Origin of the sequence: Actinokineospora bangkokensis (assembly GCF_001940455.1) — a bacterium.
GTDB lineage: Bacteria > Actinomycetota > Actinomycetes > Mycobacteriales > Pseudonocardiaceae > Actinokineospora > Actinokineospora bangkokensis.
The window spans coordinates 70,001-95,422 of record NZ_MKQR01000015.1 but is presented as its reverse complement, the minus strand read 5'-3'; the positions used below and the strand labels follow the sequence as shown (position 1 = coordinate 95,422).

20 protein-coding genes are annotated in these 25,422 nt (G+C 74.0%); 18 read left to right on the top strand and 2 right to left on the bottom strand.

The features are described 5' to 3' along the window. The first annotated feature begins 184 nt into the window (after window positions 1-184). From BJP25_RS36210 to BJP25_RS14565, 7 genes are all read left to right on the top strand, one after another. Window positions 185-1,168 (top strand): hypothetical protein, encoded by a 984-nt coding sequence (locus tag BJP25_RS36210; RefSeq protein WP_075975461.1) that lies wholly within the window; start codon window positions 185-187, stop codon window positions 1,166-1,168. A 434-nt stretch (window positions 1,169-1,602) separates the two neighbouring features. Continuing rightward, window positions 1,603-4,161 (top strand): class III lanthionine synthetase LanKC, encoded by a 2,559-nt coding sequence (gene lanKC, locus BJP25_RS14590; protein WP_075975474.1) that lies wholly within the window; start codon window positions 1,603-1,605, stop codon window positions 4,159-4,161. Window positions 4,162-5,140: 979 nt separating this feature from the next. Continuing rightward, the gene (locus tag BJP25_RS14585) at window positions 5,141-6,376 is read left to right on the top strand and encodes an MFS transporter (protein WP_075975460.1); all 1,236 of its coding nucleotides are present in this window, start codon (window positions 5,141-5,143) and stop codon (window positions 6,374-6,376) included. Further along, on the top strand, window positions 6,373-8,169 hold the full coding sequence (locus tag BJP25_RS14580; RefSeq protein WP_075975459.1) for an FAD/NAD(P)-binding protein: 1,797 nt from the start codon (window positions 6,373-6,375) through the stop codon (window positions 8,167-8,169). The genes BJP25_RS14585 and BJP25_RS14580 overlap by 4 nt, the downstream gene beginning before the upstream one ends. 12 nt (window positions 8,170-8,181) lie before the next feature. Beyond that, on the top strand, window positions 8,182-8,769 hold the full coding sequence (locus BJP25_RS14575) for a GNAT family N-acetyltransferase (RefSeq protein ID WP_075975458.1): 588 nt from the start codon (window positions 8,182-8,184) through the stop codon (window positions 8,767-8,769). 83 nt (window positions 8,770-8,852) lie between these two features. Beyond that, a complete protein-coding gene (gene paaK, locus BJP25_RS14570; protein WP_075975473.1) occupies window positions 8,853-10,160 on the top strand; it encodes a phenylacetate--CoA ligase PaaK in 1,308 nt (435 codons plus the stop codon). A gap of 156 nt (window positions 10,161-10,316) precedes the next feature. Then, the gene (locus tag BJP25_RS14565) at window positions 10,317-11,216 is read left to right on the top strand and encodes a DNA-3-methyladenine glycosylase family protein (RefSeq protein WP_075975457.1); all 900 of its coding nucleotides are present in this window, start codon (window positions 10,317-10,319) and stop codon (window positions 11,214-11,216) included. A gap of 107 nt (window positions 11,217-11,323) precedes the next feature. Here the strand turns inward: BJP25_RS14565 and paaZ are convergent, their stop codons facing one another. Beyond that, window positions 11,324-13,369 carry a phenylacetic acid degradation bifunctional protein PaaZ gene (paaZ, locus tag BJP25_RS14560; protein WP_075975456.1) on the bottom strand — a complete coding sequence of 682 codons (2,046 nt, stop codon included), beginning with the start codon at window positions 13,367-13,369 and terminating at the stop codon, window positions 11,324-11,326. A 146-nt stretch (window positions 13,370-13,515) separates the two neighbouring features. Between paaZ and paaA the strand changes: the two genes are divergently transcribed. The 10 genes from paaA (at window position 13,516) to BJP25_RS14510 (ending at window position 23,344) form a co-directional block, all read left to right on the top strand. Then, the gene (gene paaA, locus BJP25_RS14555) at window positions 13,516-14,478 is read left to right on the top strand and encodes a 1,2-phenylacetyl-CoA epoxidase subunit PaaA (RefSeq protein ID WP_075975455.1); all 963 of its coding nucleotides are present in this window, start codon (window positions 13,516-13,518) and stop codon (window positions 14,476-14,478) included. Further along, window positions 14,475-14,762, top strand: a complete 288-nt coding sequence (gene paaB, locus BJP25_RS14550; RefSeq protein ID WP_075975454.1) for a 1,2-phenylacetyl-CoA epoxidase subunit PaaB — start codon at window positions 14,475-14,477, stop codon at window positions 14,760-14,762. The genes paaA and paaB overlap by 4 nt, the downstream gene beginning before the upstream one ends. Before the next feature lie 9 nt (window positions 14,763-14,771). Next, window positions 14,772-15,692 (top strand): 1,2-phenylacetyl-CoA epoxidase subunit PaaC, encoded by a 921-nt coding sequence (gene paaC, locus BJP25_RS14545; protein ID WP_075975453.1) that lies wholly within the window; start codon window positions 14,772-14,774, stop codon window positions 15,690-15,692. After that, a complete protein-coding gene (gene paaD / locus BJP25_RS14540) occupies window positions 15,686-16,195 on the top strand; it encodes a 1,2-phenylacetyl-CoA epoxidase subunit PaaD (RefSeq protein WP_075975452.1) in 510 nt (169 codons plus the stop codon). Before paaC ends, paaD begins: the two co-directional genes overlap by 7 nt. Before the next feature lies 1 nt (window position 16,196). Continuing rightward, complete coding sequence (paaE, locus tag BJP25_RS14535) at window positions 16,197-17,282, top strand: 1,2-phenylacetyl-CoA epoxidase subunit PaaE (protein ID WP_075975451.1); 1,086 nt, start codon at window positions 16,197-16,199, stop codon at window positions 17,280-17,282. Between the two features lie 23 nt (window positions 17,283-17,305). After that, window positions 17,306-18,472, top strand: coding sequence for a thiolase family protein (locus BJP25_RS14530; protein WP_075975450.1), 1,167 nt, complete (start codon window positions 17,306-17,308; stop codon window positions 18,470-18,472). Then, a complete protein-coding gene (gene paaI / locus BJP25_RS14525) occupies window positions 18,469-18,921 on the top strand; it encodes a hydroxyphenylacetyl-CoA thioesterase PaaI (protein WP_332888636.1) in 453 nt (150 codons plus the stop codon). The genes BJP25_RS14530 and paaI overlap by 4 nt, the downstream gene beginning before the upstream one ends. Before the next feature lie 34 nt (window positions 18,922-18,955). Next, window positions 18,956-19,594, top strand: a complete 639-nt coding sequence (locus BJP25_RS14520; RefSeq protein ID WP_075975449.1) for a TetR/AcrR family transcriptional regulator — start codon at window positions 18,956-18,958, stop codon at window positions 19,592-19,594. Window positions 19,595-19,673: 79 nt separating this feature from the next. Continuing rightward, window positions 19,674-22,346 carry a type 1 periplasmic-binding domain-containing protein gene (locus BJP25_RS14515; protein WP_143219080.1) on the top strand — a complete coding sequence of 891 codons (2,673 nt, stop codon included), beginning with the start codon at window positions 19,674-19,676 and terminating at the stop codon, window positions 22,344-22,346. Between the two features lie 365 nt (window positions 22,347-22,711). Further along, window positions 22,712-23,344, top strand: coding sequence for a DedA family protein (locus tag BJP25_RS14510; RefSeq protein ID WP_075975447.1), 633 nt, complete (start codon window positions 22,712-22,714; stop codon window positions 23,342-23,344). A gap of 9 nt (window positions 23,345-23,353) precedes the next feature. Here BJP25_RS14510 and BJP25_RS14505 read toward each other — a convergent pair whose 3' ends face one another. After that, complete coding sequence (locus BJP25_RS14505) at window positions 23,354-24,532, bottom strand: FAD-dependent monooxygenase (RefSeq protein WP_233158081.1); 1,179 nt, start codon at window positions 24,530-24,532, stop codon at window positions 23,354-23,356. A gap of 371 nt (window positions 24,533-24,903) precedes the next feature. Between BJP25_RS14505 and BJP25_RS14500 the strand changes: the two genes are divergently transcribed. Next, window positions 24,904-25,371, top strand: a complete 468-nt coding sequence (locus tag BJP25_RS14500; protein ID WP_084794010.1) for a DUF1842 domain-containing protein — start codon at window positions 24,904-24,906, stop codon at window positions 25,369-25,371. Window positions 25,372-25,422 lie beyond the last annotated feature (51 nt).

Sequence of the window (25,422 nt, the reverse complement as noted above, 5' to 3'; positions counted from 1 at the left end):
CGTTGGGGCTGGTGGGAGGGGGTGGTGTGGGCTGTTCGGAGCAGGGCGAGGGGGCAACCGGTTGTGTGGAGGTGGAGGTGGGAATTGTCCGGCCCGGGGGTGGTGAATATGGGAGGGCATTACCCATGTGTGGGTAGGGCCGGAGCGGCAGGGTTCGGGGTGGGCCACCGATCGGGGAGGTGCGATGTCGCTGCGAGACCTGGGGTTCGACTCCGTGCAGGAGGTCGTGTACCGGGGGTTGTTGGCTGACCCGGGGAGGGACGTCGGGGCTTTGGCGGTGTTGGCGGGGACGGACGAGGCGGGGGTTCGGGAGGCGGTGACGGGGTTGTTGGCGTTCGGGGTGGTGGAGGTGGCGGCGGGGGCTCCTTCGGGGGTCGTGGCGGGGGACCCGGAGGTGGCGCTGGGGGAGTTGATCGAGCGGTTGGAGTACGAGACGTTGTGCAGGCAGCGCAGCATCGGGGGGACCCGGGCGGAGTTGGCCGGGTTGGCGACGCTGCGGCGGGGGCGGGTGGGGCGGGTCGGGGTGGACGTGGAGCACCTGGAGGAGCCGGAGCAGGTGCGGGAGCGGTTGGCGGAGCTGTGCTTCTTCACCCGGTCGACGGTGTACGCGGTGCAGCCCGCCCGGCAGGCCAGCACGGAGGCGCGGGACGCGGCGTCGAAGCTGGACCAGCGGAGCTTGCAGCGGGGGGTGGACATGCGGATCATCTACGACTCGGTGTTGCTGGGGGACGCGCGCAACCGGGAGCGGTTGCGGGCGCGGGTGGCGGCGGGGGCCCGGGTGCGGGTGCGGCCGGGGCCGCTGCGGCGGTTGATCGTGCTCGACGAGCAGGTGGCCGTGCTGCCCGCCGACCCCGCTGATCCGGCGGGCGGCGCGCTGGTGGTGCGCCAGCCCGGGTTGGTGCGGGAGCTGGCGGCGCGGTTCACCCAGCTGTGGGAGGGCGCCGGGGAGCTGGAGGAGTCCACACCGGACCCCGAGGACGAGGTGTGCGAGGGGGACCGGGTGGTGCTCGAACTCCTGCTGGAGGGGCACACCGACGAGATCATCGCGCGGCGGGTGGGGGTGTCGGTGCGGCACCTGCGCAGGCGCATCGCGCGGCTGCTGGAGCGGTTGGGGGCGACCAGCCGGTTCCAGGCGGGGGCGGCGGCCGCGCGCCGGGGCTGGATCTGAGGCGCGGCAGCGACGACGGCACAGCAGCGACGACAGCACAGAACAGCAGCACGGAACACCAGCACGATCACCGACGACAGCGGAGGAGCAGCGCAGATGAACGACAAGATGGGGTCGAGCATGCTCGTCGAGGGCGACGACACGATCGGCGCGTTCGGCTGGGACTAGGGCGCAGGCACGCCAGCACAACAAAACACCACGGCAGGGAACAGCACGGCAAGGGAACAGCACGGCACAGCAAGGGGAAGAGGGCGCCCGATCGGGCGTCCTCTTCCCCTTTCCCGGCTCTGGCGGGTGGTCAGGTTCATGACCAGCGGCACGTCCGCAAGCTGCCCGCCGGACGCCTTCTGCGCGGACGGCCGGATCGGCAGACTTCTCGGTGTGGCAAGGAGAACCGGTCAGGGCGAGAGCGGAGGGAGGCGGACGTGGACTCGATGAACCTGGTGCACTCCGACCCGGAGTTCTACGCACCGCTGAGCCGCTCCACCCGGCGCGGTACCGAGTACGCCCCCGCCGGGGTGCCCGCGGGTTGGCAGCGCCAGGACGAGGGCGTGTGGACCTACTGGTACCCCGAGCACAAGCTCGGCGGCGTCACCGACGGGTGGAAGGTCCACGTCTCGGCGCGCATCGGGCGGGCCCAGCACGTGCTCGACACCGCGGCCGCGGTCTTCACCGCGCACGGCGTCGCGTTCAAGCACCTGAGCTGCTCGACGTTCTTCATCCTCACCCACCACAAGCACGCCGCCCGCAGCCAGGCGGGCAAGTTCTGCGCCGCCTACCCGCCCGACGCCGACACCGCCGCCGCCGTCATGGCCGAGCTGAGCGAGGCGCTGCGCGGGGAGGAGGGCCCCTACGTCCTCACCGACCGCCGCTTCGGCGACTCCCAGGTCGTGCACTACCGCTACGGCGCCTACACCGCCCGCGGCAGGCTGCGGCCCGAGGGGTTCCAGGAGTGGCTGGTGCGCGACGGGTCCGGCCAGGACGTGCTGGACGTGCGCGGGGTGCGGTTCCAGGTCCCCGAGGGCATCGTGGACCCGTTCGCCCCGGACGAGGAGCCCGCCGCGGCGCGCGGCGGGGCGCCGGAGTTCGACGGGGTGCGCTTCGAGAAGGTGCTGCGGCACAGCAACGGCGGCGGTGCCTACCGGGGCACCGAGGTCGGCACCGGGCGCGAGGTGTTCATCAAGGAGGCCCGCGGGCACAACGGGTTGGTGAGCACCACCAGTTGCAGCCAGGACCGGTTGCGCAACGAGCACGAGGTGCTGGTGCGCCTGCACGAGCTCGACCCCGGGCTGGCGCCCGAGCCCGTGCGGTACTTCCGGCGCCTGGAGAACGAGTTCCTGGTCACCGAGTTCGTCACCGGCACGTCGCTGCGCTCCTGGTGGGTCGCGCACAACCCCGTGATCTGGGCGGTGGCCACCGAGGCCGACTACCGCGCCTACTACGACCGCGCCTGGCGCGTCCTCGACCAGCTCGCCGCGCTGCTCGACCGGGTGCACGCCGCCGGGTACGCGTTCGTCGACCTGAGCCCGGACAACGTGCTCGTCGGCGACGACGACACCATCCGGTTGATCGACTTCGAGACCGCGGCCCCGCTGGGCGCCCCGCTGGCCACGCCGATCGGCACCCCCGGGTTCTTCCCCGCCGACCCGCGCCGCTTCGTCGACGACCCGGTGCGCTACGACGAGTACGGGCTGTCCTCGATCGCCTTGGCGCTGATCGCCCCGCTCAACACCACCGCCGACCTGAACCCCGGTGTGCTGGCCCACCTGCGCGCCCAGCTCGACCCGCGCGGCCTGGTGCCCGAGCGGGTGTGGGCGCTGGCCACCCGGTTCCGCGAGCCGGTCGCCGCCCCCGCGCCCGCCGAGGTCGCCGCCGACCCCCGCGCCCACCTGGCCGCCCTGCGCGACGGGATCGTCGCCGGGCTGTCCAGCGCCGACCACCGCGACGGCGTGGTCCCGCTCGGCCCGCAGTCCTACGCCACCAACGCCCTGGGCCTGGCCCACGGCCTCGCCGGGGTGGTGCACGCGCTGGGCGTGGCGGGGGCACCGGCCCCCGGCCTGGTCGACCGGCTCGTCGCCGGGGCCACCGAGCAGGTGGACGAGCTGGCGCCGGGGCTGCTGGTCGGCCAGGCGGGCATCGCCTGGGCGCTGGCCGACAGCGGGCGGGTCGCCGAGGCGGAGGCCCTGCTGGCCCGCGCCGACGAGCACCCGCTGCTCGACCGCTCCGCCACGCTCGGCCTCGGCCGCGCCGGGGTGGGCCTGGCCCACCTCGCGCTCCACCGGCACACCGGCGACCCGCGCCACCTCGACCGCGCGCTGGAGCAGGCCGACCGCATCCCCCGCGGCGCCGAGCTGAGCGCCCTGGTGGGCCCGGACGACACCACCGGCCTGTTCCACGGCCGGGCGGGCATCGCGCTGCTGGACTACTACCTGGCCCGGGTGACCGGCAGCACCGACCGGTTCGACGCCGGGCTGGCGCTGCTGCACGCCGAGCTGGAGCGGGCGCTGCCGGTCGAGGGCGGGCTGCTGTTCCCGGTCTCCACCCGCGACCACCGGGTGATGCCGTACCTGAGCACGGGCAGCGCGGGCTTCGGCCTGGTGGCCAGCCGGTACCTGGCCACCGAGCGCGACGAGCGGCTGGCCGCGGCGATGCCCGGCCTGGTCGCCGGGATGGGCAGCGAGTTCACCCACTACGGCGGGCTCGCGGCCGGGATGGCCGGGCTGGTGCTGTTCCTGCGCGACCACGGCGCCCGGCACGCCGACGCGGCGGCCTGCGAGCGCGCCGAGCGGTTGGCCCAGCGGCTGTTCCTGTTCGCCGTGCCGCACCCCACCGGCACCTACGTGCCCGGCGAGCACGCGCTGCGGCTCAGCGGTGACCTCGCCTTCGGCTCCGCCGGGGTGCTGGTGGTGCTGAGCCACCTGCTCGACGGCGCCGCCGACCCGTTCCTGACCCTCGACGGCCTGGTCGGCGCCCCCGCCGCCGCGCCGGTGTGAGCCGGGGGCACCCGTGACCGCGCCCACCGCGCCGCTGGAGCGGCACCCGGACGAGACCGGTGTGCTCCAGCCCGCCACCGCAGACCCCCGCCGCGCCCGCGCGGCGGACCCGGCCGCCCGCTGACCCGGGCGACCGCCCCACCCCTCGGCCCACCGGGCCGCGCAGAACCCGAGGAGACGCCATGTCGGAGATCAACGAGCTGCAGAACCTGGTCGAGGACGAGGAGACCACCGCCCCCGGCGTGGTGAGCCCGGTCCAGCCGGAGAAGTCGACCATGAGCAACATCTGCTGATTTCCGGTCCCCGGAAACCACCCGGCCCCCGCTGGGGCCAGCACGACCGCACGTCCCACACCCTGCACACGGAGGAGAGCGCCATGTCGGAGATCAACGAGCTGCAGAACCTGGTCGAGGACGAGGAGACCACCGCCCCCGGTGTCGTCAGCCCGGTCCAGCCGGAGAAGTCCACCATGAGCAACATCTGCTGATTTCCGGTCCCCGGAAAGCACTTCCCCCGACCCAGGTCGGGGACCCGCACACCCCGAACCCGAAGGAGACTGCCATGTCGGAGATCAACGAGCTCCAGGACCTCGTCGCGGACGAGGAGACCACCGAGCCCGGCGCCATCGACCCGGGCCTGGTCGAGAAGTCGACCATGAGCAACATCTGCTGATTTCCGGTCCCCGGAAACCACCCGGCCCCTGTCCGGGCCAGCACCACCGCACGTCCCACACCCTGCCATCGAAGGAGAGCGCCATGTCGGAGATCAACGAGCTGCAGAACCTCGTCGAGGACGAGGAGACCACCGCCCCCGGCGTGGTGAGCCCGGTCCAGCCGGAGAAGTCCACCATGAGCAACATCTGCTGATCTGCCGCACTCGCGGATCAACCCACCACGGGGCGGGGAACGGGGATCGCCCTGTTCCCCGCCCCGAGTGCGTCCCGCCCCAGCGCCCGCCCCCACCCGATCGGAGGAACGCCGTGAACCGGGATTTCCGGCACTACTGGTCGGCCGAGGTCAGCTCGACCTTCGGCTCGACGTTCACCACCACGGCGATCGGCGCGCTCGGCGTGACCGCCTTCGCCGCCACCCCCGCCGAACTGGGCGTCGTCAGCGCCGCGGCGATGGTGCCCGCCTGCGTGTTCGGCGTGTTCGCCGGAGCCGTGGGCGACCGGCTGCGCAGGCCGCGCCGCGCGCTGATGGGCTGCGACGCGTTCGGCGCGCTGTTCCTGCTCGTGGCCGCCGCGGGCCTGCTGACCGGTGCCGCGACGATCTGGTGGCTGGCCGCGCTGTGCTTCCTGCTGGGCTCGATGGCCACGGTGGTGGAGACCGTCTACTTCACCCACCTCAACACCCTCGTCTCCGGCGATGACCTGGTGGCGGGCCGGGTGAAGCTGCAAACCGGCGAGTACGGCGCGCGCACGGCGGGCAAGGCGCTCGCGGGCGTGGTGATCGCCGCGTTCGGCGGCGCGGCCGCGCTGCTGCTCGACGCGCTGAGCTACCTGACGAGCCTGGTGCTGCTCAAGCGCATCACGGCCGAGGACCGCGGGCCCGAGCGCGAACCGGGCCCGCGCACGACGCTGCTGCGCGACATCCGCGACGGCTTCACCGAACTGCGGCACAACAGCTTCCTGCGCGCCTACTCCGCCTTCACCGGCATCCGCTCGCTGGCCGTCGGCGCGCTCACCACCATCACCGCGCCCTTCCTGCTGGTCGACCTGGCCGTGCCGCTGAGCCTCTACGGCGTGCTGTTCGCCGTCAGCGGCTTGGCGGGCCTGCTCGGCTCGCTCGTGGCCGGGCGGCTGGCCAAGCGCATGGAACTGGGCGCCCTGGCCAACTTCGGCAGCATCGGCCTGGTGCTCTCCGGCCTGGTGCTGCCCGCCGCTGGCGGACCGCTGCCGCTCGCGGCGGCCGTGGCGGTGCTGGGCCTGGCGCTGCCGGTGGCCTTCGGCGCCATCGCCAACGTGGGCCTCAGCGGCGCGATCACCCAACTGGTGCCCGAGACCGTCCTCGGCCGCGCCGTCGCCACGCTGCGCACCATCGGCACCACCGCCCAGGTGGTCGGCGCGCTCGGCGGCGGGCTGCTCGGCAGCGCGATCGGCCTGCGCCCGAGCGCCTGGCTCTGCGCGGTCGTGTCGATCCTGGGCTGCCTGTTCGTCCTGCGCATCCCCCGCCCCGCCCCCGCCGAGGAGCGCGTCCCGGTGGGTGCGGCATGAGCCGCCCGGTGCTCGCGGTGGTCGGCGCGGGCCCACGCGGCACCGGGCTCCTGGAACGGCTCGCCGCCAACGCCGACCTGCTCGACGGCCGCGGCTGCGAGGTGCACGTGGTCGACCCGCGCGCCCCCGGCGCCGGGCACGTGTGGCGCGCCGCGCAGTCGCCGCTGCTGCTGATGAACTCGCGCGCGGGCGAGGTCACGATGTTCACCGACGGCAGCGTCGACTGCGCGGGGCCCGTCCGCCCCGGCCCCACCCTCGCGGAGTGGGCCGCGGTGGCCCGGCCCGCGGACCCCGAACTGGCGGCGGAGGCGGCGGGGCTGACCCCGTCCTCGTTCGCGACCAGGCGGCTGGCGGGGGAGTACCTGCGCTGGTGCTTCGACCGGGCCGTGGCGGCCCTGCCCGACGACGTCCGCGTCGTGGTGCACCCGGCGGCCGCGGTGGGGCTGGCGGACGGCGAGCGGCAGCGGTTGACCCTGTCGGATGGCACGCAACTCGACGCCGACATCGTGTTGCTGGCGCAGGGCAACCCCGGCGGCCATCGCACGCCGGAACAGGCGGCGCACCAGGCGTTCGCCGCAGGCATCGGTGGTGTGTACATCCCGCCCGCCTGCCCGGGGGACGAAGACCTCGACCGGTTGCCCGCGGGGGAACCGGTGATCGTCAGCGGGCTGGGCCTGGCGTTCGTCGACCTCGTCGTGCTGCTCACCGAGGGCCGCGGCGGGAAGTTCGTCGAGGACGTCGACGGCGTGCTGCGGTACGAGCCGAGCGGGCACGAACCGGTGCTGCACGCGGGTTCCCGGCGCGGTGTGCCGTACCTGCCCAAGCCCACCGTCCCGGCGCGGCGCCACGACGGGCCCCGCTTCTTCACCCCGGACTTCGTCGTGGAGACGCTGCGGACGACCGAGCGCGCGCAAGGCGTGCTCGTCGTCGAGGCGTGCCGGGAGCTGGTGTGGGCGCACTACCGCGAACTGCTCGCCACCCACCCCGAGCGCGTGCGCATGGACGCCGACGAGTTCGCCGCCGCCTTCGCCGCGGTGCCGGTGACCAACCCCGGTCTCCAAGCGCTCGTGGAGCAGGTCGTGCCGGATCCCGACGACCGCCCCGACCTGAGCTTCCTGCGCTCACCCCTGACAGGGCAAGCGTTTGCGGACCAGTCCGACTTGGACGGTTGGCTGTGCGACCGGCTGTCGACGACGGTCCACCGCGCCACCGCCCCCCGGCACAGCGCGCACGCGGCCGTCCTGCACGGGCTCGCGGACGTCTCCGGCGTGCTGGAGCAGCTGATCGGCGCCGCCGACCGGGACCTGCGGGCGCAGGTCCTGCGCCTGTCCGCCCGGATCTCCCGGTTCGGCGCGTTCCTCGGCTCCGGCCCACCGCCGCACCGGCTGGCCCAGCTGCGCGCGCTGGTCGAGGCGGGGGGCCTGCACTTCCTCGGCGCCGACCTGGTGGTCGCCGCCGACGGCGACGCCTTCACCGCCCGCACCGCCAGCCTGCCCGAGCCGGTCCGCGCCCGGCACCTCGTCGAGGCCCGCCTGCCCGACCCGGACGCGCGCTCCGGGATCGACCCGCTGCTCGCCGGGATCGCCGCGGGCCGCGCCCAGGTGCCGGTCACCCCGGACACCTTCCAGGTGCTCGACGAGGCGGGGCGCCCCCACCCGCGCCGCCTGGCGATGGGGTTGTTCGCGGGCAGCGGGGCGCTGGGCTCGTTCTCCCGGCCGGGCACCAACGCCCCCTTCTTCCAGCAGAACGACGCCACCGCCCGCAGGCTGCTCCACCAGCTCGCCCGCTGTTGAGATGCTGGTCGGGTGTCGACCTACCCTCTGCGCACCGACCGGCTTTCCCTATCCCCCCTCGGCGCGTCCGACCTGGACGCCTTCGTGGCCTACCGCCGGGACCCGGCGATCGCCCGCTGGCAGTCCTGGGACCCGACCTACTCCCACGCCGACGCCCGGCGCCTGCTGGCTGGCCAGCCCACTGGCGACCTCCCTGCCCCGGGGGAGTGGCTGCAACTCGCCATCCACGACGCGGCCGCCACCACGCTGCACGGCGACGTCGCCGTGCACACCCTGGCCGACCAGCCCGACACCTACGAGCTCGGGGTGACGCTGGCCCCGGCCGCGCACGGCCGGGGGATCGCGACCGAGGCCGTGGGCCGGGTCGTGGACCACCTCGTCGGTGAGCGGGGCGCGCACCGGCTCGTGGGCCAGTGCGACGCGCGCAACGAACCCGTGGCGCGGCTGTTCCGGCGGTTGGGGTTCCGGCACGAGGGGCGCAACGTTGACGCGGACTTCTTCAAGGGTGAGTGGACGACCCTCGACACCTACGCGCTGCTGGACCGCGAGCGCCCCGCCCCGGTCGCCGCCAAGATTAGTTACCGAATGTTCGGTCAGTAATATAGCCTGGAGCGGTGTCCGGCGCGCGGCGGCGGCCGGGCGCGGAGCACAGGGTTCGCGCACGTGAGGAGCAGGTGGCGACGATGCTGGACCTCAACCCCGGGCCCGGGGACCTCGACCCCGTCGAGACCGCCTCCACCGACGAGCTGCGCGCGCTCCAGCTCGACCGGTTGCGCTGGTCGGTGCGCCACGCCTACGACAACGTCGCCCGTTACCGCCGGTCGTTCGACGAGCGCGGCGTGCACCCCGACGACATCACCTCGCTCGACGACCTCGCCACGCTGCCGTTCACCACCAAGGCGGACCTGCGCGAGAACTACCCGTTCGGCATGTTCGCCGTGCCGCGCGAGCAGGTCGTGCGCGTGCACGCCTCATCGGGCACCACCGGGCGCCCCACCGTCGTCGGCTACACCCGCGAGGACCTGGACGTGTGGGCGGACGTGGTGGCCCGCAGCATCCGCGCGGCCGGTGGGCGCGCGGGGCACGTGCTGCACAACGCCTACGGCTACGGGCTCTTCACCGGCGGTCTGGGCGCGCACGCGGGCGCCGAGAAGCTGGGCTGCACGGTGGTGCCCGTCTCCGGCGGCATGACCGAGCGGCAGGTGCAGCTGATCCAGGACTTCCGCCCGGACATCATCATGGCCACCCCGTCCTACGTGCTCTCGATCATCGAGGAGATGCAGCGCCAGGGCATCGACCCGCGCTCGACCTCGCTCAAGGTCGGCATCTTCGGCGCCGAGCCGTGGACCAACGACATGCGCCGCGAGGTCGAGCAGCGCCTGGACATGCACGCGGTGGACATCTACGGGCTCTCGGAGGTGATCGGGCCCGGGGTGGCGAGCGAGTGCGTGGAGACCAAGGACGGCCTGCACATCTGGGAGGACCACTTCTACCCCGAGGTCATCGACCCGGTCACCGGTGCGGTGCTGCCGGACGGGGAGGAGGGCGAGCTGGTGTTCACCTCGCTGACCAAGCGGGCCATGCCGGTGATCCGCTACCGCACCCGCGACCTCACCCGGCTGCTGCCGGGCACGGCGCGGTCGGTGCGGCGGATGGAGAAGATCACCGGCCGCACCGACGACATGATCATCCTGCGCGGGGTGAACCTGTTCCCCACCCAGATCGAAGAGCTCATCCTGGGTGTTCCCGCGCTGTCCCCGCACTTCCAGTGCGTGCTGACCCGGCCCGGCACCCTCGACGCGCTCACCGTGGTGGTCGAGCGCCGGGAGTCCGCCGCGGCCGGGGTCGCCGCCGACGCCGGGGCGCACCTGCGCACGCTGGTCAAGAACTCCATCGGCGTCAGCGTCGACGTCGACGTGGTGGAGCCCGCGGCGATCGAGCGCTCGGTGGGCAAGATGAAGCGCATCGTCGACAAGCGACCGCGCCGCTGAGACCTGGTCTCCCGGTTTTGTCGGTGGGCTCGGTGATACTGGTGATCGCCCCGGCGCGAGCACGGGACCTCGACCGTCACCTCGATCGTCGGGGCCGTTCCCGCGCCACCGCTGCCCCCCGGGGTGGTACCGCGCGCCCCGGAGGAGACCGATCCCATGACCACAGCGATCACCACCGGTGTCCGGGTGTTCCTCCCGGCGGCCGAGCCGTTCGACTTCGCGCCCGCCCTGGCGTTCCTCCACCGCTTCCCCGCGATGACCGGTGAGCAGGGCAGCGGAGGCGGTGCGCTGACCAAGGCCGTGCGGGAGGCGGGGACCACGGTCGGCGTGCGGGTGCGCGCGGCGGAGACCGGGGTCGGTGTGGACGCCGAGCTGGTCTCCGCCGAACCGCTGACCCCGCGGGTGGTGGCCGCGGTGAGCGACCGGCTCACCGCGTTCCTCGGGCTCCGGGACGACCTCACCGGCTTCTACGCCGCGGCGGAGCAGGACCCGGGCTTCGCGCCGGTGGTGCGCAGGCTGCACGGCTACCACCACGTGCGGTTCCCCTCGCCGGTGGAGCTGCTGTGCTGGGCGATCCTGTCCCAGCGCTGCCCGCTGCCCACCGCCCGGGCGATGAAGGCGTCGATCGTCGCGCACTTCGCCAACACCGCGCACCTCGGCGGCGAGGCGCACACCGCGTTCCCCGACCTCGACCAGCTGTCGACCCTCGGCGAGGCGGGCCTCGCGGAGCTGATCGGCAACCAGCGCAAGGCCGGGCACCTGCACCGGGCGCTGCGCGGGTGGGCCGAGCTGGACGAGGAGTCGCTGCGCACCGGCGACTACGACACCGCCCGCGAGTCCTTGTTGTCCCTGCCGGGGATCGGGCCGTGGTCGGCCACGTTCCTGCTCGTCCGCGGCCTGGGCCGCATGGAGCGCATCGCCCCGGACAGGGAAGGGCTGCGGGCCGCCGCGTCGGTGTACCGGCGGGCCGTCAGCGAGGACGACTTCACGCGCCTGGCCGCCCACTACGGGGTGCACCAGGGGTACTGGGCGCACTACCTGCGCATCGCCGCGTGACACCGGGCCTGCGGTCGGGAGTGGACCCGACCACTGGCCCGGGGCTCAGGCGGCGGTGACCTCGCCCTGGCCGGGTGGGGTCGCGCGCTGGGCGGTGAGCCGGTGCGTCAGGACTCCTCCCGGGGCCAGGTCTTCGCCACGAGGGTGAGCACGTCGTAGGTGGCCACGGGGTCGCCGTCCTGGTTGGTGACGACCGCGTCCCAGCGGACCTCGCCGTAGTCGGCGTTGGTGCGCGGGGTGATCTGCTTGACGGTGAGGGTCACGGCGATGGTGTCGCCCGCCTTGACCGGGGTGAGGAACCGCAGGCCGTCCACGCCGAAGTTGGCCAGCACCGGACCAGGGTCGGGGTCGACGAACAGGCCCGCCGCCAGGGAGACGACCAGGTACCCGTGGGCGACGATGCCGCCGAAGAGCGGGTTCCGCGCCGCGGCGGCGGGGTCGGTGTGGGCGTAGAAGGTGTCGCCGGTGAACTCCGCGAAGTGGTCGATGTCGGCGAGGGCGACCTCGCGGGGCGCGGACTCGACGGCGTCGCCGATCCGCAGCTCGGCCAGGCTCTTGCGGAACGGGTGCACCTCGTCCACCCGCCGCCGCGACCCGGTGGTCCACCGGCCGGTGATGGCGGTGAGCATGTCCGGCGAGCCCTGGATCGCCGTGCGCTGCATCAGGTGCAGCACGCCCCGGGTGCCGCCCAGCTCCTCGCCGCCGCCCGCGCGGCCGGGGCCGCCGTGGACGAGGGTGGGCAGCGGGCTGCCGTGCCCGGTGGACTCCGCCGCGGCCGTGCGGTCGAGCACCAGGACGCGGCCGTGCCAGGGCGCCAGGCCCAGGGTGATGTCCCTGGCCAGCCCCGGGTCGTGGGTGACCAGCGAGCCGACCAGGCTGCCCCGGCCGCGCGCGGCGAGGGCGATGGCCTCGGCGGTGGAGCCGTAGGTGAGCAGCGTGCTGACCGGGCCGAAGGGCTCGACGTCGTGCGGCTCGACGGCGCCGGGGTGCGCGCGCAGCAGGATGGGCGCGAGGAACGCGCCGCGCTCGGGGTCGGCGTCGACGACCTCGACCGAGGCCGGGTCGCCGTGCACCACGTCGGCGGAGGCGCGCAGGGCCTCGACGGCCTTGCGGACCTCCTCCCGCTGCTCCAGGCTGGCCAGCGCGCCCATGCGCACGTCCTCGTGGGCGGGGTTGCCCACGGTGACCTCCGCCAGGCGCGCGGTCAGCGCGTCCAGCACGGCGGCGGCACTGGCCTCCGGCACGATCACGCGGCGGATGGCGGTGCACTTCTGGCCCGCCTTCACCGTCATCTCGGTGACCACGCCCGTGACGAACAGGTCGAACTCGGGGTCGTCCGGGGTGACGTCCGCGCCCAGGATCGAGCAGTTGAGCGAGTCGGCCTCCACGCCCAGGCGGGTGCCGCCGTGCAGCACCGACGGGTGGTTGCGCAGCACCCCAGCGGTGTGGGCGGAGCCGGTGAAGCCGACGAAGTCCTGCTCGCCCAGCTCGTCGAGCAGGCCGCGCGGGCTGCCGGCGAGCAGTTGCAGCGAGCCCTCGGGCAGGATGCCCGACTCGATGACGCGGCGGACCACGGCCTCGGTGAGGTAGGCGGTCTGCGACGCGGGCTTGACGATGGTCGGCAGCCCGGCCAGGAACGCGGGTGCCAGCTTCTCCAACATGCCCCAGACGGGGAAGTTGAAGGCGTTGACCTGCACGGCGACACCGGGCCGCGAGCTGTAGACGTGCTGGCCCAGGAACGTGCCCGCGCGGCCCAGGCGCTCGGTGGGCCCGTCCAGGAACACCGTGTCGTTGGGCAGCTCGCGCGCGCCCTTGCTGGCGTAGCTGAACAGCGTGCCGAAGCCGCCGTCGATGTCGACCATCGAGTCGCGCTTGGTCGCGCCGGTCCGGTAGGACAGCTCGTAGAGCGCGTCCTTGTCCGCGCTGAGGTGCTTGGCGAGCGCCTTGAGCAGCGCCGCGCGCTGGTGGAAGGTCAGCTCGCGCACGGCGGGGCCGCCGGTGCCGCGGGCGTGCTCGACCATCGCCCGCAGGTCCAGGCCGCGGCTGGAGAGCCGGGCGACCTCCGCGCCGGTGACCGCGTCGGCGAGCGGCTGGCCCTCGTCGTCGGCGCGGAACCAGCGTCCCGCGGCATAGCTCTCCAGCAGAGCGCTCACTCGCGTCGTCCTCTCCGTCTGCGGGGCGCGGCGTTGCGCCGGGGGCGGCCGCTGTGCCACTGTATTACAGAACGTTCGGTCAGTAAATCGCCCGGTGGGGGTCCGATGAGCCTCGGTGGAGGTCCGATGAGCGCAGTGGAGGTCCGATGACCGCGACCGCCGAGCCGGAGCTCGCCGAGCACTTCGAGGCGACGCTGCGGCGCAACGACCGGATCGAGCCCCGGGACTGGATGCCCGAGGCCTACCGCGCGACCCTGGTGCGCCAGATCGCCCAGCACGCGCACTCGGAGGTCATCGGGATGCAGCCGGAGGGCAACTGGGTCACCCGCGCGCCCTCCCTGCGCCGCAAGGCCGTGCTGCTGGCCAAGGTCCAGGACGAGGCCGGGCACGGGCTCTACCTGTACTCCGCGTGCGAGACGCTGGGCACCTCCCGCCGGGAACTCACCGAGAAGCTGATCTCCGGCAGGCAGAAGTACTCGTCGATCTTCAACTACCCCACCCTCTCCTACGCCGACGTCGGCACGATCGGGTGGCTGGTCGACGGCGCCGCGATCTGCAACCAGGTGCCGCTGTGCCGCACCTCCTTCGGCCCCTACGGCCGGGCGATGATCCGCATCTGCAAGGAGGAGTCCTTCCACCAGCGGCAGGGCTACGAGCTGCTGATGACGATGATGCGCGGCACCGACGAGCAGCGGGCCATGGTGCAGGAGTCGGTGGACCGGTTCTGGTGGCCCGCGCTGATGATGTTCGGCCCGCCCGACGCCGACTCGCCCAACACCGAGCGGTCGATGGCCTGGGGCATCAAGCGCAACACCAACGACGAGCTGCGCCAGAAGTTCGTCGACATGACCGTCCCGCAGGCCCGGGCGCTGGGCGTCACGCTGCCCGACCCGGAGCTGCGCTGGGACGAGCAGCGGCAGGCCCACCACTTCGGCCAGCCGGACTGGGCGGAGTTCAAGCAGGTCGTCAGCGGCAACGGCCCGTGCAACGCCCAGCGGGTCGCGCACCGCAAGCGCGCCCACGACGAGGGCGCCTGGGTGCGCGAGGCGGCCACCGCCTTCGCCGCCAAGCAGGCCGCGGCGGCCGAGGAGACGGGGGACCGGCGGTGACCGAGCAGGAGTGGCCGCTCTACGAGGTGTTCGTGCGCGGCAAGCGCGGCCTCAACCACGTGCACGTCGGCTCGCTGCACGCCCCGGACGACCGGATGGCCGTGCTGCACGCCCGCGACGTCTACACCCGGCGCAACGAGGGCGTGAGCATCTGGGTGGTGCGCTCGGAGCACATCACCGCCGCCAGCCCCGACGAGAAGGACCCGATGTTCGCCCCCAGCGGCGACAAGGTCTACCGCCACCCCACGTTCTACGAGATCCCGGACTCCGTCCCGCACATGTGAGGGGTTGCCGTGCAGGCACAGGACGACCACGAGTCGGTGTACGCGGGGCTGCTGGTCAACGACGACCACTGGGCGTTCGGCACCGACTTCGAGGACCCGCTGGCCGGGGTGGACACCACCGTCCCGGCCGGGGTGGACCCGGCGGTGCTGGCCCGCTACTGCCTGGCCCTGGGCGACGACGCGCTGGTGTTCTCCCACCGGCTGTCCCAGTGGTGCAGCAACGCCCCGGACCTGGAGGAGGACATCGCGCTGGCCAACACCGCGCTGGACCTGCTCGGGCAGGCCAGGCTGCTGCTCGCCCGCGCCGCCGCGGCCGACCCGGCGCTGGTGCCCGCGCTGCCCGAGGGGTCGCCGGTGCCGCCGGAGGACGCGCTCGCGTTCTTCCGCGACGACCGGGACTTCGCCAACGTCCGGCTGGCCGAGGTGCCCAACGGCGACTTCGCCGAGGTCGTGGTGCGGTTGCTGCTGTTCTCGACGTGGCGGCTGGCGCTGTTCGAGCAGCTGGCGGGCAGCCGGGACGCGGTGCTCGCCGCCGTCGCCGCCAAGGGCCGCAAGGAGCTGGCCTACCACCGCGAGTACGCCGCCCGCTGGTTCCTCACCCTGGCCCAGGGCACCGACGAGTCGCGGCGCAGGCTGCTGGCCGCCCTCGACGGGCTGTGGCCGCTGTGGCCGGAGCTGTTCTCCACGCACCCGGTGGAGGCCGCGGCCGCCGAGGCGGGCGTGGGCGTCGACCCGGCCGCGGTCGCGGGCGCGGTGGACGCGGTGGTGGAGCAGGTGTTCACCGCCTCCGGGGTCACCCGGCCCGAGCGCGGCGCGCTGGCGGGGGTGCGCGGGCGCTTCGGCCGCGACGGCGCGCACACCGAGGCGCTGAGCCGGATGCTCGCCGAGATGCAGGTCGTGGCCCGCGCCCACCCGAAGGGGCTGTGGTGACCGCGTCCACCCTGGAGCGCGCCCGCGCCGCCGCCGGGTCCGTGGTCGACCCCGAGCTGCCCATGCTCACCCTCGTCGACCTCGGGGTGCTGCGCGCGGTCGAGGTGGCCGCCGACGGCACGGTGGAGGTGGCGATCACCCCCACCTACTCCGGTTGCCCCGCCATGGCCGCCATGCGCGACGACCTGGTGCGCGAGCTGCGCGGGGCCGGGTTCGAGCGGGTGCGGGTGCGGGTGGCGCTGGACCCGGCGTGGACGACCGACTGGATCACCCCGCGCGGCCGGGCGGCGCTGGCGGCGGCGGGCATCTCCCCGCCCGGCCCCGCGCCGCGCTCCGCCGGTCCGGTCGCGCTGACCCTGCTGCCCGCCCGCCGGTCGGTGCGCTGCCCGCGCTGCGACTCCGCCGACGTGGCGCTGACCTCGGAGTTCGGCTCCACCGCGTGCAAGGCGCTCTACCGCTGCCTGGCGTGCCTGGAGCCCTTCGACCACGTGAAGGAGATCTGAGGTGACCAGCACCCTGCCCGCCGCCGCGGGCGCGGGCACCCGCTTCCACGCCCTGACCGTGGCCGCGGTCGACCACCTCACCGACGACGCCGCGGCGATCACCTTCGCCGTGCCCGAGCGGCTGCGCGGGGTGTTCGCCTTCGCCGCCGGGCAGTCGCTGGCCCTGCGCCGGGTCGTCGACGGCGTCGAGCACCGGCGCAGCTACTCGATCTGCTCGGCGGTGGGCGACCGGCCGCGCATCGGGGTCCGGGAGGTCCCCGGCGGGCTGTTCTCCCGCTGGCTGGTGCGCGAGGTGCGGCCGGGCGACACCATCGAGGTGGGGGTGCCCAGCGGCGGCTTCCGCCTCGACCCGGCCACCCCCGGGCGGCACCTGTGCATCGCCGCCGGGTCGGGCATCACCCCGGTGCTGTCCATCGCCGCCACCGCGCTGCGCCACCCGGACAGCCGCGTCACCCTGCTCTACGGCAACCGCACCACCTCGTCGGTGATGTTCGCCGAGGAGCTGGCCGACCTCAAGGACGCCCACCGGCACCGGTTCGACCTGGCGCACGTGCTCTCCCGCGAGCCGCGCGACGTCGAGCTGTTCTCCGGGCGCCTCGACGCCGACCGGCTGCGCAGGCTGCTGACCGCGCTGGTGCGCCTGGACCGGGTCGACCACGTGTGGCTGTGCGGGCCGCTGGGGCTGCTCGACGACGCCCGCGCGGTGCTCGCGGAGCTGGGCGTCGACCCGGCCAAGGTGCACTTCGAGCTGTTCCACGTCGACGAGCCGCCGCCGCGGGTGCGCCGCCCGGACGCCGTCGTCGAGGGCGACACCAGCGACGTCACGATCGTGCTGGACGGCCGCAGCACCACCGCGGCGGTGCCCCGCTCCAGCACCATCCTCGACGCGGCGCAGAAGCTGCGCGGCGACGTGCCCTTCGCCTGCAAGGGCGGGGTGTGCGGCACCTGCCGCGCCCAGGTGCGCGGCGGCGCGGTCGACATGGTGCGCAACTACGCGCTCGAACCGGCCGAGGTCGCCAGGGACTTCGTCCTGACCTGCCAGTCCTTCCCCGTCACCGACACCGTCACCGTCGACTTCGACGCCTGAGGACGCCTGAGAGGAACCCACCGATGACCGAGGCCTTCGTCCTCGACGGCGTGCGCACGCCGATCGGCCGCCACGCCGGAGCCCTGGCCGGGCACCGGCCCGACGACCTCGCCGCGCTGGTCGTGCGCACCGCCGTCGAGCGGGCGGGCGTCGACCCGGCCGACGTCGACGAGGTGGTGCTCGGCGCGGCCAACCAGGCGGGCGAGGACAACCGCAACGTCGCGCGGATGGCGGTGCTGCTGGCCGGGTTCCCCGACAGCGTGCCCGGCTTCACCGTCAACCGGCTGTGCGCCTCGGGCCTCACCGCGATCACCACCGCCCGGCAGATGATCGCCGCGGGGGACGCAGACGTCGTGGTCGCGGGCGGCGTGGAGTCGATGACCCGCGCGCCCTGGGTCACCGAGAAGCCCGCGAAAGCGTGGTCCAAGCCCGGCGCGAGCTTCGACACCTCGATCGGCTGGCGGTTCACCAACCCGGCCTTCAACGCGGCCACCACGCTGTCGATGCCCCAGACCGCCGAGCGGGTGGCCGAGCGCTGGGGCCTCACCCGCGAGGAGTTGGACGCCTTCGCCCTGCGCTCGCACCAGCGGGCGGTGGACGCGCAGAAGAACGGGCTGTTCGATGCCGAGGTGGTGGCCGTCGGGAAGGTCACCAGGGACGAGGGGCCGCGCGCGGACACCAGCCTGGAGAAGCTGGGCAGGCTCAAGCCCATCCACGGCCCCGGCGGGGTCATCACCGCGGGCAACTCCAGCTCCCTCAACGACGGCGCCGCCGCGGTCGTGCTGGTGAGCGACCGCTACGCCGAGCGGCACGGGCTGAACCCGCGCGCCAGGGTCGTCGCGGGCGCCAACGCGGGCGTCGCGCCGGAGGTGATGGGCATCGGGCCGGTGCCCGCCACCGGCAAGGCGCTCGACCGGGCGGGCTGGTCCACCGCCGACCTCGACGCCGTGGAGCTCAACGAGGCGTTCGCGTCCCAGTCGCTGGCCTGCGTGCGCGAGCTGGGCCTGGCCGAGGACATCGTCAACGCCGACGGCGGCGCGATCGCCCTCGGGCACCCGCTGGGCTGCTCGGGCACCCGGCTGGTGGTGACGCTGCTGGGCAGGCTGGAGCGCGCGGGCGCCCGCCGCGGCCTGGCCACGATGTGCGTGGGCGTCGGCCAGGGGTCGGCGCTGCTGCTGGAGCGGGTGTGACCGGGGAGGGCGGGTCGACCGCGGTGACCCCGCTCGACCACGCCCGCCGGTGCGCCGAGGTGATGTGGCGGGGCGACGCCGCCAGCCGCGCGCTGGGGATGAGCCTGGACGAGGTGGGCCCGGGGTCGGCCACGGTGTCGATGCCCGTGCGGCCCGACATGGTCAACGGGTGGGACCTCTGCCACGGCGGGCTCATCGCCTCCCTGGCCGACAGCGCCTTCGCGGTGGCGTGCAACAGCCGCGGCGCGGTGACCGTCGCGTCCGGGTTCAGCGTGGAGTTCCTGGAGCCGGGCAGGCTCGGCGACGTGCTGGTGGCCGAGGCCAGGGAGGTGTCGCTGCGCGGGCGCTCGGGGGTCTACGACGTCACCGTGCGCGCGGGCGGGCGGGTCATCGCGGAGTTCCGGGGCCGCAGCCGCTCGCTCGACCGCCGGATCGAGCCCCCGGCGTGAGCCCGGCCCGGCCCGGCTTGCGAGACTGACCGCCATGCCCCGAGCCGCCGCGCAGACCGACGACACCGCGGGCAGGCGCCGCGGCCGCCCCGGCTACGACCTGGAGTCGCTGCTGGTCGCGGCGGCCACGCTGTTCCACGAGCGCGGCTACGACGGCACCAGCATGGAGCACCTGTCGCAGCGCCTGGGCATCACCAAGTCGGCCATCTACCACCACGTGCCGAGCAAGCAGGAGCTGCTGCGGCTGGCCGTCGACCGGGCGCTGGACGGGCTGTTCGCCGAGGCGGCCAAGCTGCCCGACACCGGGCCCGCGGTGGTCCGGCTGGAGCAGCTGGTGCGCGGCAGCGTCGCGGTGCTGGTCGAGCGGCTGCCGTTCGTGACCCTGCTGCTGCGGGTGCGCGGCAACACCCCGGTCGAGCGCGCCGCGCTGGCCCGCCGCCGGGAGTTCGACCGCGTCGTCACCGACCTGGTGACCAGGGCCGTCGCGGAGGGCGACCTGCGCGCCGACCTCGACCCGGCCACCACCACCCGGCTGCTGTTCGGCATGGTCAACTCCATCACCGAGTGGTACCGCCCCCGGGGCGGCACCACCGCGGCCGCGCTGGCCGACACGGTGGTCGCGGTCGCCTTCGAGGGGGTGCGCACCCGCCCCGCGGTGTCCGAAGTGGAATGATCTTGGCGGGTTCCGGTCACGGCCGGGGCGATCGGCCGAACCGGGACCGGTCCCGCGTGATCGACACCATAATGGCGGGATGACGGCTGAGGGGGTGCGTCCGGGGGCGGGGCGGCGGCGGTTCCGGGGGCTGGCGAACCTGCTGCGCCTGGTCGGGGACCTGGTGTCGCGACCGAGGTGGTGGGCGCGCAAGACCAGCGACCTGCGCGGCGACCGGCCGCTGCCGCTGGTCTGCCTGATCGGTGAGGGCGGCTCCGGGGTGCTCGACGGCCTGGCCGAGGGCCTGGCGCAGGGGCCGGTGGCGCCGCCGCACGCCCTCGTGCAGGCGAACGCCGCGCTGGCGGTCGACGGCACCGGGCCGGGGCCGGTGCTGCCGCTGCTGGAGGTGCTGCGCCAGGCGCTGCGGCTGCCCGTCTACGGCGGCACGAAGCGGCCCCGGTTCCGCCACTACCAGCTGGTCGACTGGCTGACCCGGCGGGAGGTCGGGCAGGCGCGCCAGCGCGACGAGACCTACTCCACCCGGCAGGCGCTGCGGGCCTGGCACACCCGCGGCCGCGAGCAGCCCCCGCTGGGCGGGGACGCGGCGGGCGACTCGCTGTGGCTGCGGCTGCTCACCGTCGTCCCCGACGTGCTGCGCCTGGTGCGGTTCGGCTTCTGGCGCACCTTCGGCGAACCGCGGTGGCTGATGCGGCAGCGGTTCATGATGCCCGGGCACTCCACCCGCTTCCTGGAGTTCGCCGAGCGGCTGGCCACCGACCGCCGCGGCGGCGAGAGCGACCAGCAGGTCGAGAAGCTGCTGGTGCACGCGTTCCTGCAGGACCTGCGCGAGGAGTACCGGCCGCGGCGGCTGCGGCTGCGCCGGTGGCGGCGCACCACCTACGTCACCGCCCTGCTCGACGGGGTGTCCCGGGAGAACGGCGGCTGGAAGCTGCTGCGCCTGGTCAACGACGTGCGCAACGAGTCCACCGAGCACGACCCGCTGCTGGTGGTGGCCACCGCCCCGCGCCTGGGCGACGACCTGCCCGCCGACACCAAGGTCAACCCGGTCGACCACGCGGGCGACGCGTGGCGGGAGTGGGAGCGCGAGCTGCCCGTGGGCAGGCAGAAGCTGCGCCCCTACGCCCGCTTCCTGTTCCTGGCCGTGCCGGGCACCGCGGACAACGCCCACAGCGAGGACGACGGCGCCTGGGGCGCGTGGGACCGCCGCTCCTGGCCGGGCGTGCCGCTGCTGGCCCGCCCGTGGGTCGCGGTCGCGGCGGTGGGCGCGCTGGTGGGGGCCTTGGTCCTCGCCGTCGGCGTGCCGCTGTTCACCGCCCGGGTCAACGGCTGCCTGCCGGTCACCCTCGACCCCGGTGTGGTGGTGGAGTGGAGCGCGGGGGAGTGCATCGGCTACAGCGACGACGCCAGCCAGGTGTTCGGCGCCGACGCCCGCCTGCGCCGCGCGCAGGCGCTGGTGTTCGCCTCCAACGACGACGCCGAGCGGCTGGCCGAGGACACCGGCCGCCCGCTGGTCACCCTGGTGTACTTCGCCGACCTGAGCCGGGCGAAGGCGTCCCCGGGCACCGACGCCTCGCTGGCCGAGGAGCTGGAGGGCCTGCTCATCCAGCAGCGCTCGCTCAACCGGGAGACCTTCGACCGCCCGCTGCTGCGCGTGGTGGTCGCCAACGGCGGCGAGGCGATGGACCAGGCCCGCACCGTGGTCGACGACATGCTGCTCCCCCTGCTGGCCGACGACCCCTCCGTGCTGGGGGTGATCGGCATGGGCCTGACCGCGCCCAGCACCGAGGACGCCATCCGCGCCCTGGGCGACCAGGGCGTGCCGGTCATGGCCACCACCCTCACCGGGACGGTGCTGCCGGAGCTGTCCCCGACCTACTTCCAGCTCGTGCCCGGCAACCGCGTGCAGGCCGCGGCCGTGGTCGCCTACGCGGTGCAGAACGCCAAGGCCAAGGTGGTCGTCTACCACCCCCCGCTCACCGACAACTACCTCACCACCCTGGTCTCCGAGACCCGCGACGCCGCGGCCAAGGCGGGCTTGCAGTACGTCGACGAGGGCTGGTCCGCCCAGGTGGGCGACGTCACCGCGGTCTGCGAGGCCGACGCCGTCCTGTTCTACGCAGGCCGGGAGAACGCCTTCGGCAACTTCCTGCGCAAGGTCGTCGAGGAGTGCGACCGCGCGGGCCGCCCCCGCCCCACCATCATCGGCGACGACACCGTCTCCCGCTTCATGGCCCAAGCCAGCGTCCGCGACGACAACGCCCTGGCCAACCAACCCGCCCTCTTCGTCTCCATGGCCCCCCACGTCGTCCTCGCCCGCGGCGACTGCGCGGGCCCCACCCCCACCCCCGGCGCCCCCTTGGCGGGCGACCCACCCCTGGAGACCTTCTGCCGCGGCTACCGCTCCCTGGTCAAGGAGGCCACCGCCGAGGGCTTCCCCGAACCCCCCTGGCCCGGTGAACGAGTGGGCCTCGCCTACGACGCCGCGGGCCTGTTCCTGCAAGCCCTCCAGTTCAACCAGCGCAGGCGCCCCGAAGCCCAGACCGAGTACCAGGCCCAACGCCCGGCCATCGCGGCCGAACTGCGCATGATGCCCCTGTACAAGGGCGCCACCGGGGCCGTCGACCTGCAACGGTCACCCACCGGCCAACAACGCGCCATCGCCCTGGTCGAGATCACCGACATCGCCGACCCCACCGCCTTGCCCCTGTGCCGCTTCGCCTTCAGCGAAGCAGGCGAACAATCCTGCGGCTGACCCCGCTCGACACAAGCCACCCACACACATAACCGGCCCCAGGCTGCACGACCCGCCCCCAGCGGTTGGTCCCTCCCAAGAAACGGCGACCACCCCCACGAGCCGAGCCCGGACAGCGGGCACTGCCCGGTTGGGTGGATTCGCTTGGTCGGGGGTGACGATCATGTGCTACCCAAACGGGACGGGCGGGCGTCTTTTCAGCCCGCCTTTTCCCCGCCCGACAGCACATGATCGTCATAGGGGCCCCGACCAAGCGGATCCACCCAACCGGGCCACCCACCCAAGCCCCCGCCTCAAGAGCCCCGCGCAGCGGAGGCAGCGCACCCTCACACGCAGTAATCGGACAAACGCGGCAGACCTTCCGTATGTTGGACCCCGTGAGCGAACCGACGGGGATCACCGGCTGGGTGGTCGGCGTGATGGAGGCGGTGGGTGCGCCCGGGGCGGGGTTGGCCATCGCCGTGGAGAACCTGTTCCCGCCGCTGCCCAGCGAGGTGTTCCTGCCGCTGGCGGGGTTCACCGCCCAGCAGGGGCACATGAACCTGCTGGCCGCGATCATCTGGACCACCGCCGGGTCCGTGGTGGGGGCGTTGGCGCTGTACTGGTTGGGCGCCTCGCTCGGGGCCGCGCGGATCCGGGCGCTGGTGGACCGGATGCCGCTGGTGAAGGTCGAGGACGTGGACAAGACCCAGGCGTGGTTCGACCGGCACGGGCGCAAGGCGGTGTTCCTGGGGCGGATGGTGCCGCTGTTCCGCAGCTTCATCTCGATCCCGGCCGGGGTGCAGCGGATGTCGCTGGTGGAGTTCACCCTGCTCACCGGGGCGGGCAGCCTGATCTGGAACACCGCGCTGATCCTCGCCGGGTACCTGCTGGGTACCCAGTGGTACCTGGTGGAGCAGTACGCCGGGGTGTTCTCCAAGGTCGTCCTCGGGCTCCTCGCCGCCGCCGTCGTGTGGTTCGTCGTGCGCCGCGTGCGCGGGCGGGCGAAGCAGCACTGACCTGGGTGTTCAGGCCGCCGGGTAGTCGGGGAGGGTGAACTTGTCCGCCGGGGTGGCCGCGGGCAGCGACGGCGCGAACCGCTGCACGCCCGCGACGAGCCGCAGGGCTCCGCGCAGGGCCGTCAGCTCCCTCCTGCCCTGCGGGTTGGCCAGGCGTGGCGTGCCGGGCGGCAGCTTCTGGGCCCGGTCGACGAACGGGCGCAGCAGGCGTTCGTAGTTGGCCAGCGCGGTGCGGTGGTCGGGGGCGGTGGCGAGTTCGTTGCCGAGGACGTACGCGCCGGTCAGCGCCAGGGTGGTGCTCATGCCGCTGATGGGGCTGGCGCAGTGCGCGGCGTCGCCCACCAGGACCACGCGGTTGTCGCTCCACCTCGGCAGCCGGGCCTGCCCCACGGACTCGAAGTAGGTCGGAGCGCTGTCGAGGGCGTCGAGGATGCGCGGGACCTCCCACCGCGCGTCGGCGAACGTGCGGCGCAGGACGTGGGTGCGGGCGGACGGGTCGAGGTCGTCGAGCCCGCGGGTCTCCGACAGGAAGAACAACATCGCCCGCGTGGTGCCGAGGTTGTCCGGCCGCAGCATCGCGCTCCGGCGGCGCCCGCACTGGTGCCAGTACCACCAGCGGTCGTCGTCGGCGGTCCGCGGGATCGTCAGGTACGCCGCGTACATGTCGAGTTCGCGGACGTGGTCACCGGGGAAGGCCAACCGGCGGGTGCGCGAGTGCAGGCCCTCCGCGATGGCCACCACGTCGAACCGGCGGCGCCCACCCGAGGCGAACCCCGCGGTCACGCCGTCCTCGTCCTGGTCGAGGCTGGTGATCTGGTCCCCGAACACGTACTCGGTGCCCGGGGTGTGCGCGTGCAGCACCGCCGACAGCCGCCCCCGCAGGATCTCCAGCTCGGCGGTCGCGCTGTCACGCCCATCCCCCTGCGCCGCCGGGAACTCCGCCACGGCCGCACCCCGCTCGTCGACGAACCGCAGGCCCAGCTCGGTGGTGTGCTCCGCGCGCACCGCCTCCTCCACGCCCATGCGCCGCAGCACCTCGCGCCCCACCCCGCGCACGTCGATGTTCTGGCCCTCGTCCCGCACGCGGTCGAACCGCTCGACCACCGTGGTCGCCCAGCCGCGCGCACCGAGCCAGTGCGCCAGCGCCGGACCCGCGATGCTGGCCCCCGAGATCAGGATGCTCGGCACCCGAACCGCCCCCTCCAGTCGACGACTACCCACCATAGGGGGACGCGCTCACCCACACGGATCGAAAATCAGGCGGGCGCACCAACACCGAGTCCGAGTGCCCACTCGTCGGGCGGGACCCGCGGCCGCGGGAGCGGGTGATCCACATGGGACAGTCCGGTCTCGACCGCGGCGGATCGCTTGGGGGAACTGGGGTGTTACGGCTACCGCGCAGTCGTACCGGGAGAGGTGGAAGTGCTGGTCGCCGCGTCGGGGTGGTGCCATGGTGGTGGCACCGGGTCGTCGGTCGTGCACGGCCGGTGCGGGCCCGGGTCCGAGCACCGCCAAGCGGAACACCCTGAGTGAGGGAACACCATGAGTGAGGGAACAGCATGAGTGCAGTCGTCGACAACGCCGTGGGCTCCAGCGGGGCCACCCAGCTCGCCCTCGTGGGCAGGTGGGAGATCGGCACCAAGCTCCCGGGCGCACCCCTGCTGCGCCTGGACCTCGGCATGCTCAGCACGCCGCCGACCTCGGTCACCGGGCACGCCCGGCTGAGCCAGGCGATCAGCCCGCCGCTGGACGTGGTGGACCAGGTCTCCGGCTCGTTCCACACCGTCGTCACCCACGGCGGCACGCTGGTCGTCGTGTCGCTGACCGGGTACCCGGTGGTGCACTGGCCGCCGCACGGGGGGATCGGGCCGGTCATCCCGTCCAACCTCGACGTGCGGCTCGTGCTGGGCAGCGACTGGCGGGACGGCACCGCGTCCTACCGCTACACCACCGAGGTGGGCGGGCAGTGGCACGAGGTGACTGACGCGCCTGCCACCTGGCTCGGGCTGCCGGACGCGGTCGGCTGAACCGAGGGGGCGCCGCCCGTCGTCGGGCCGGGCGGCGCCCCGCCACCGGAG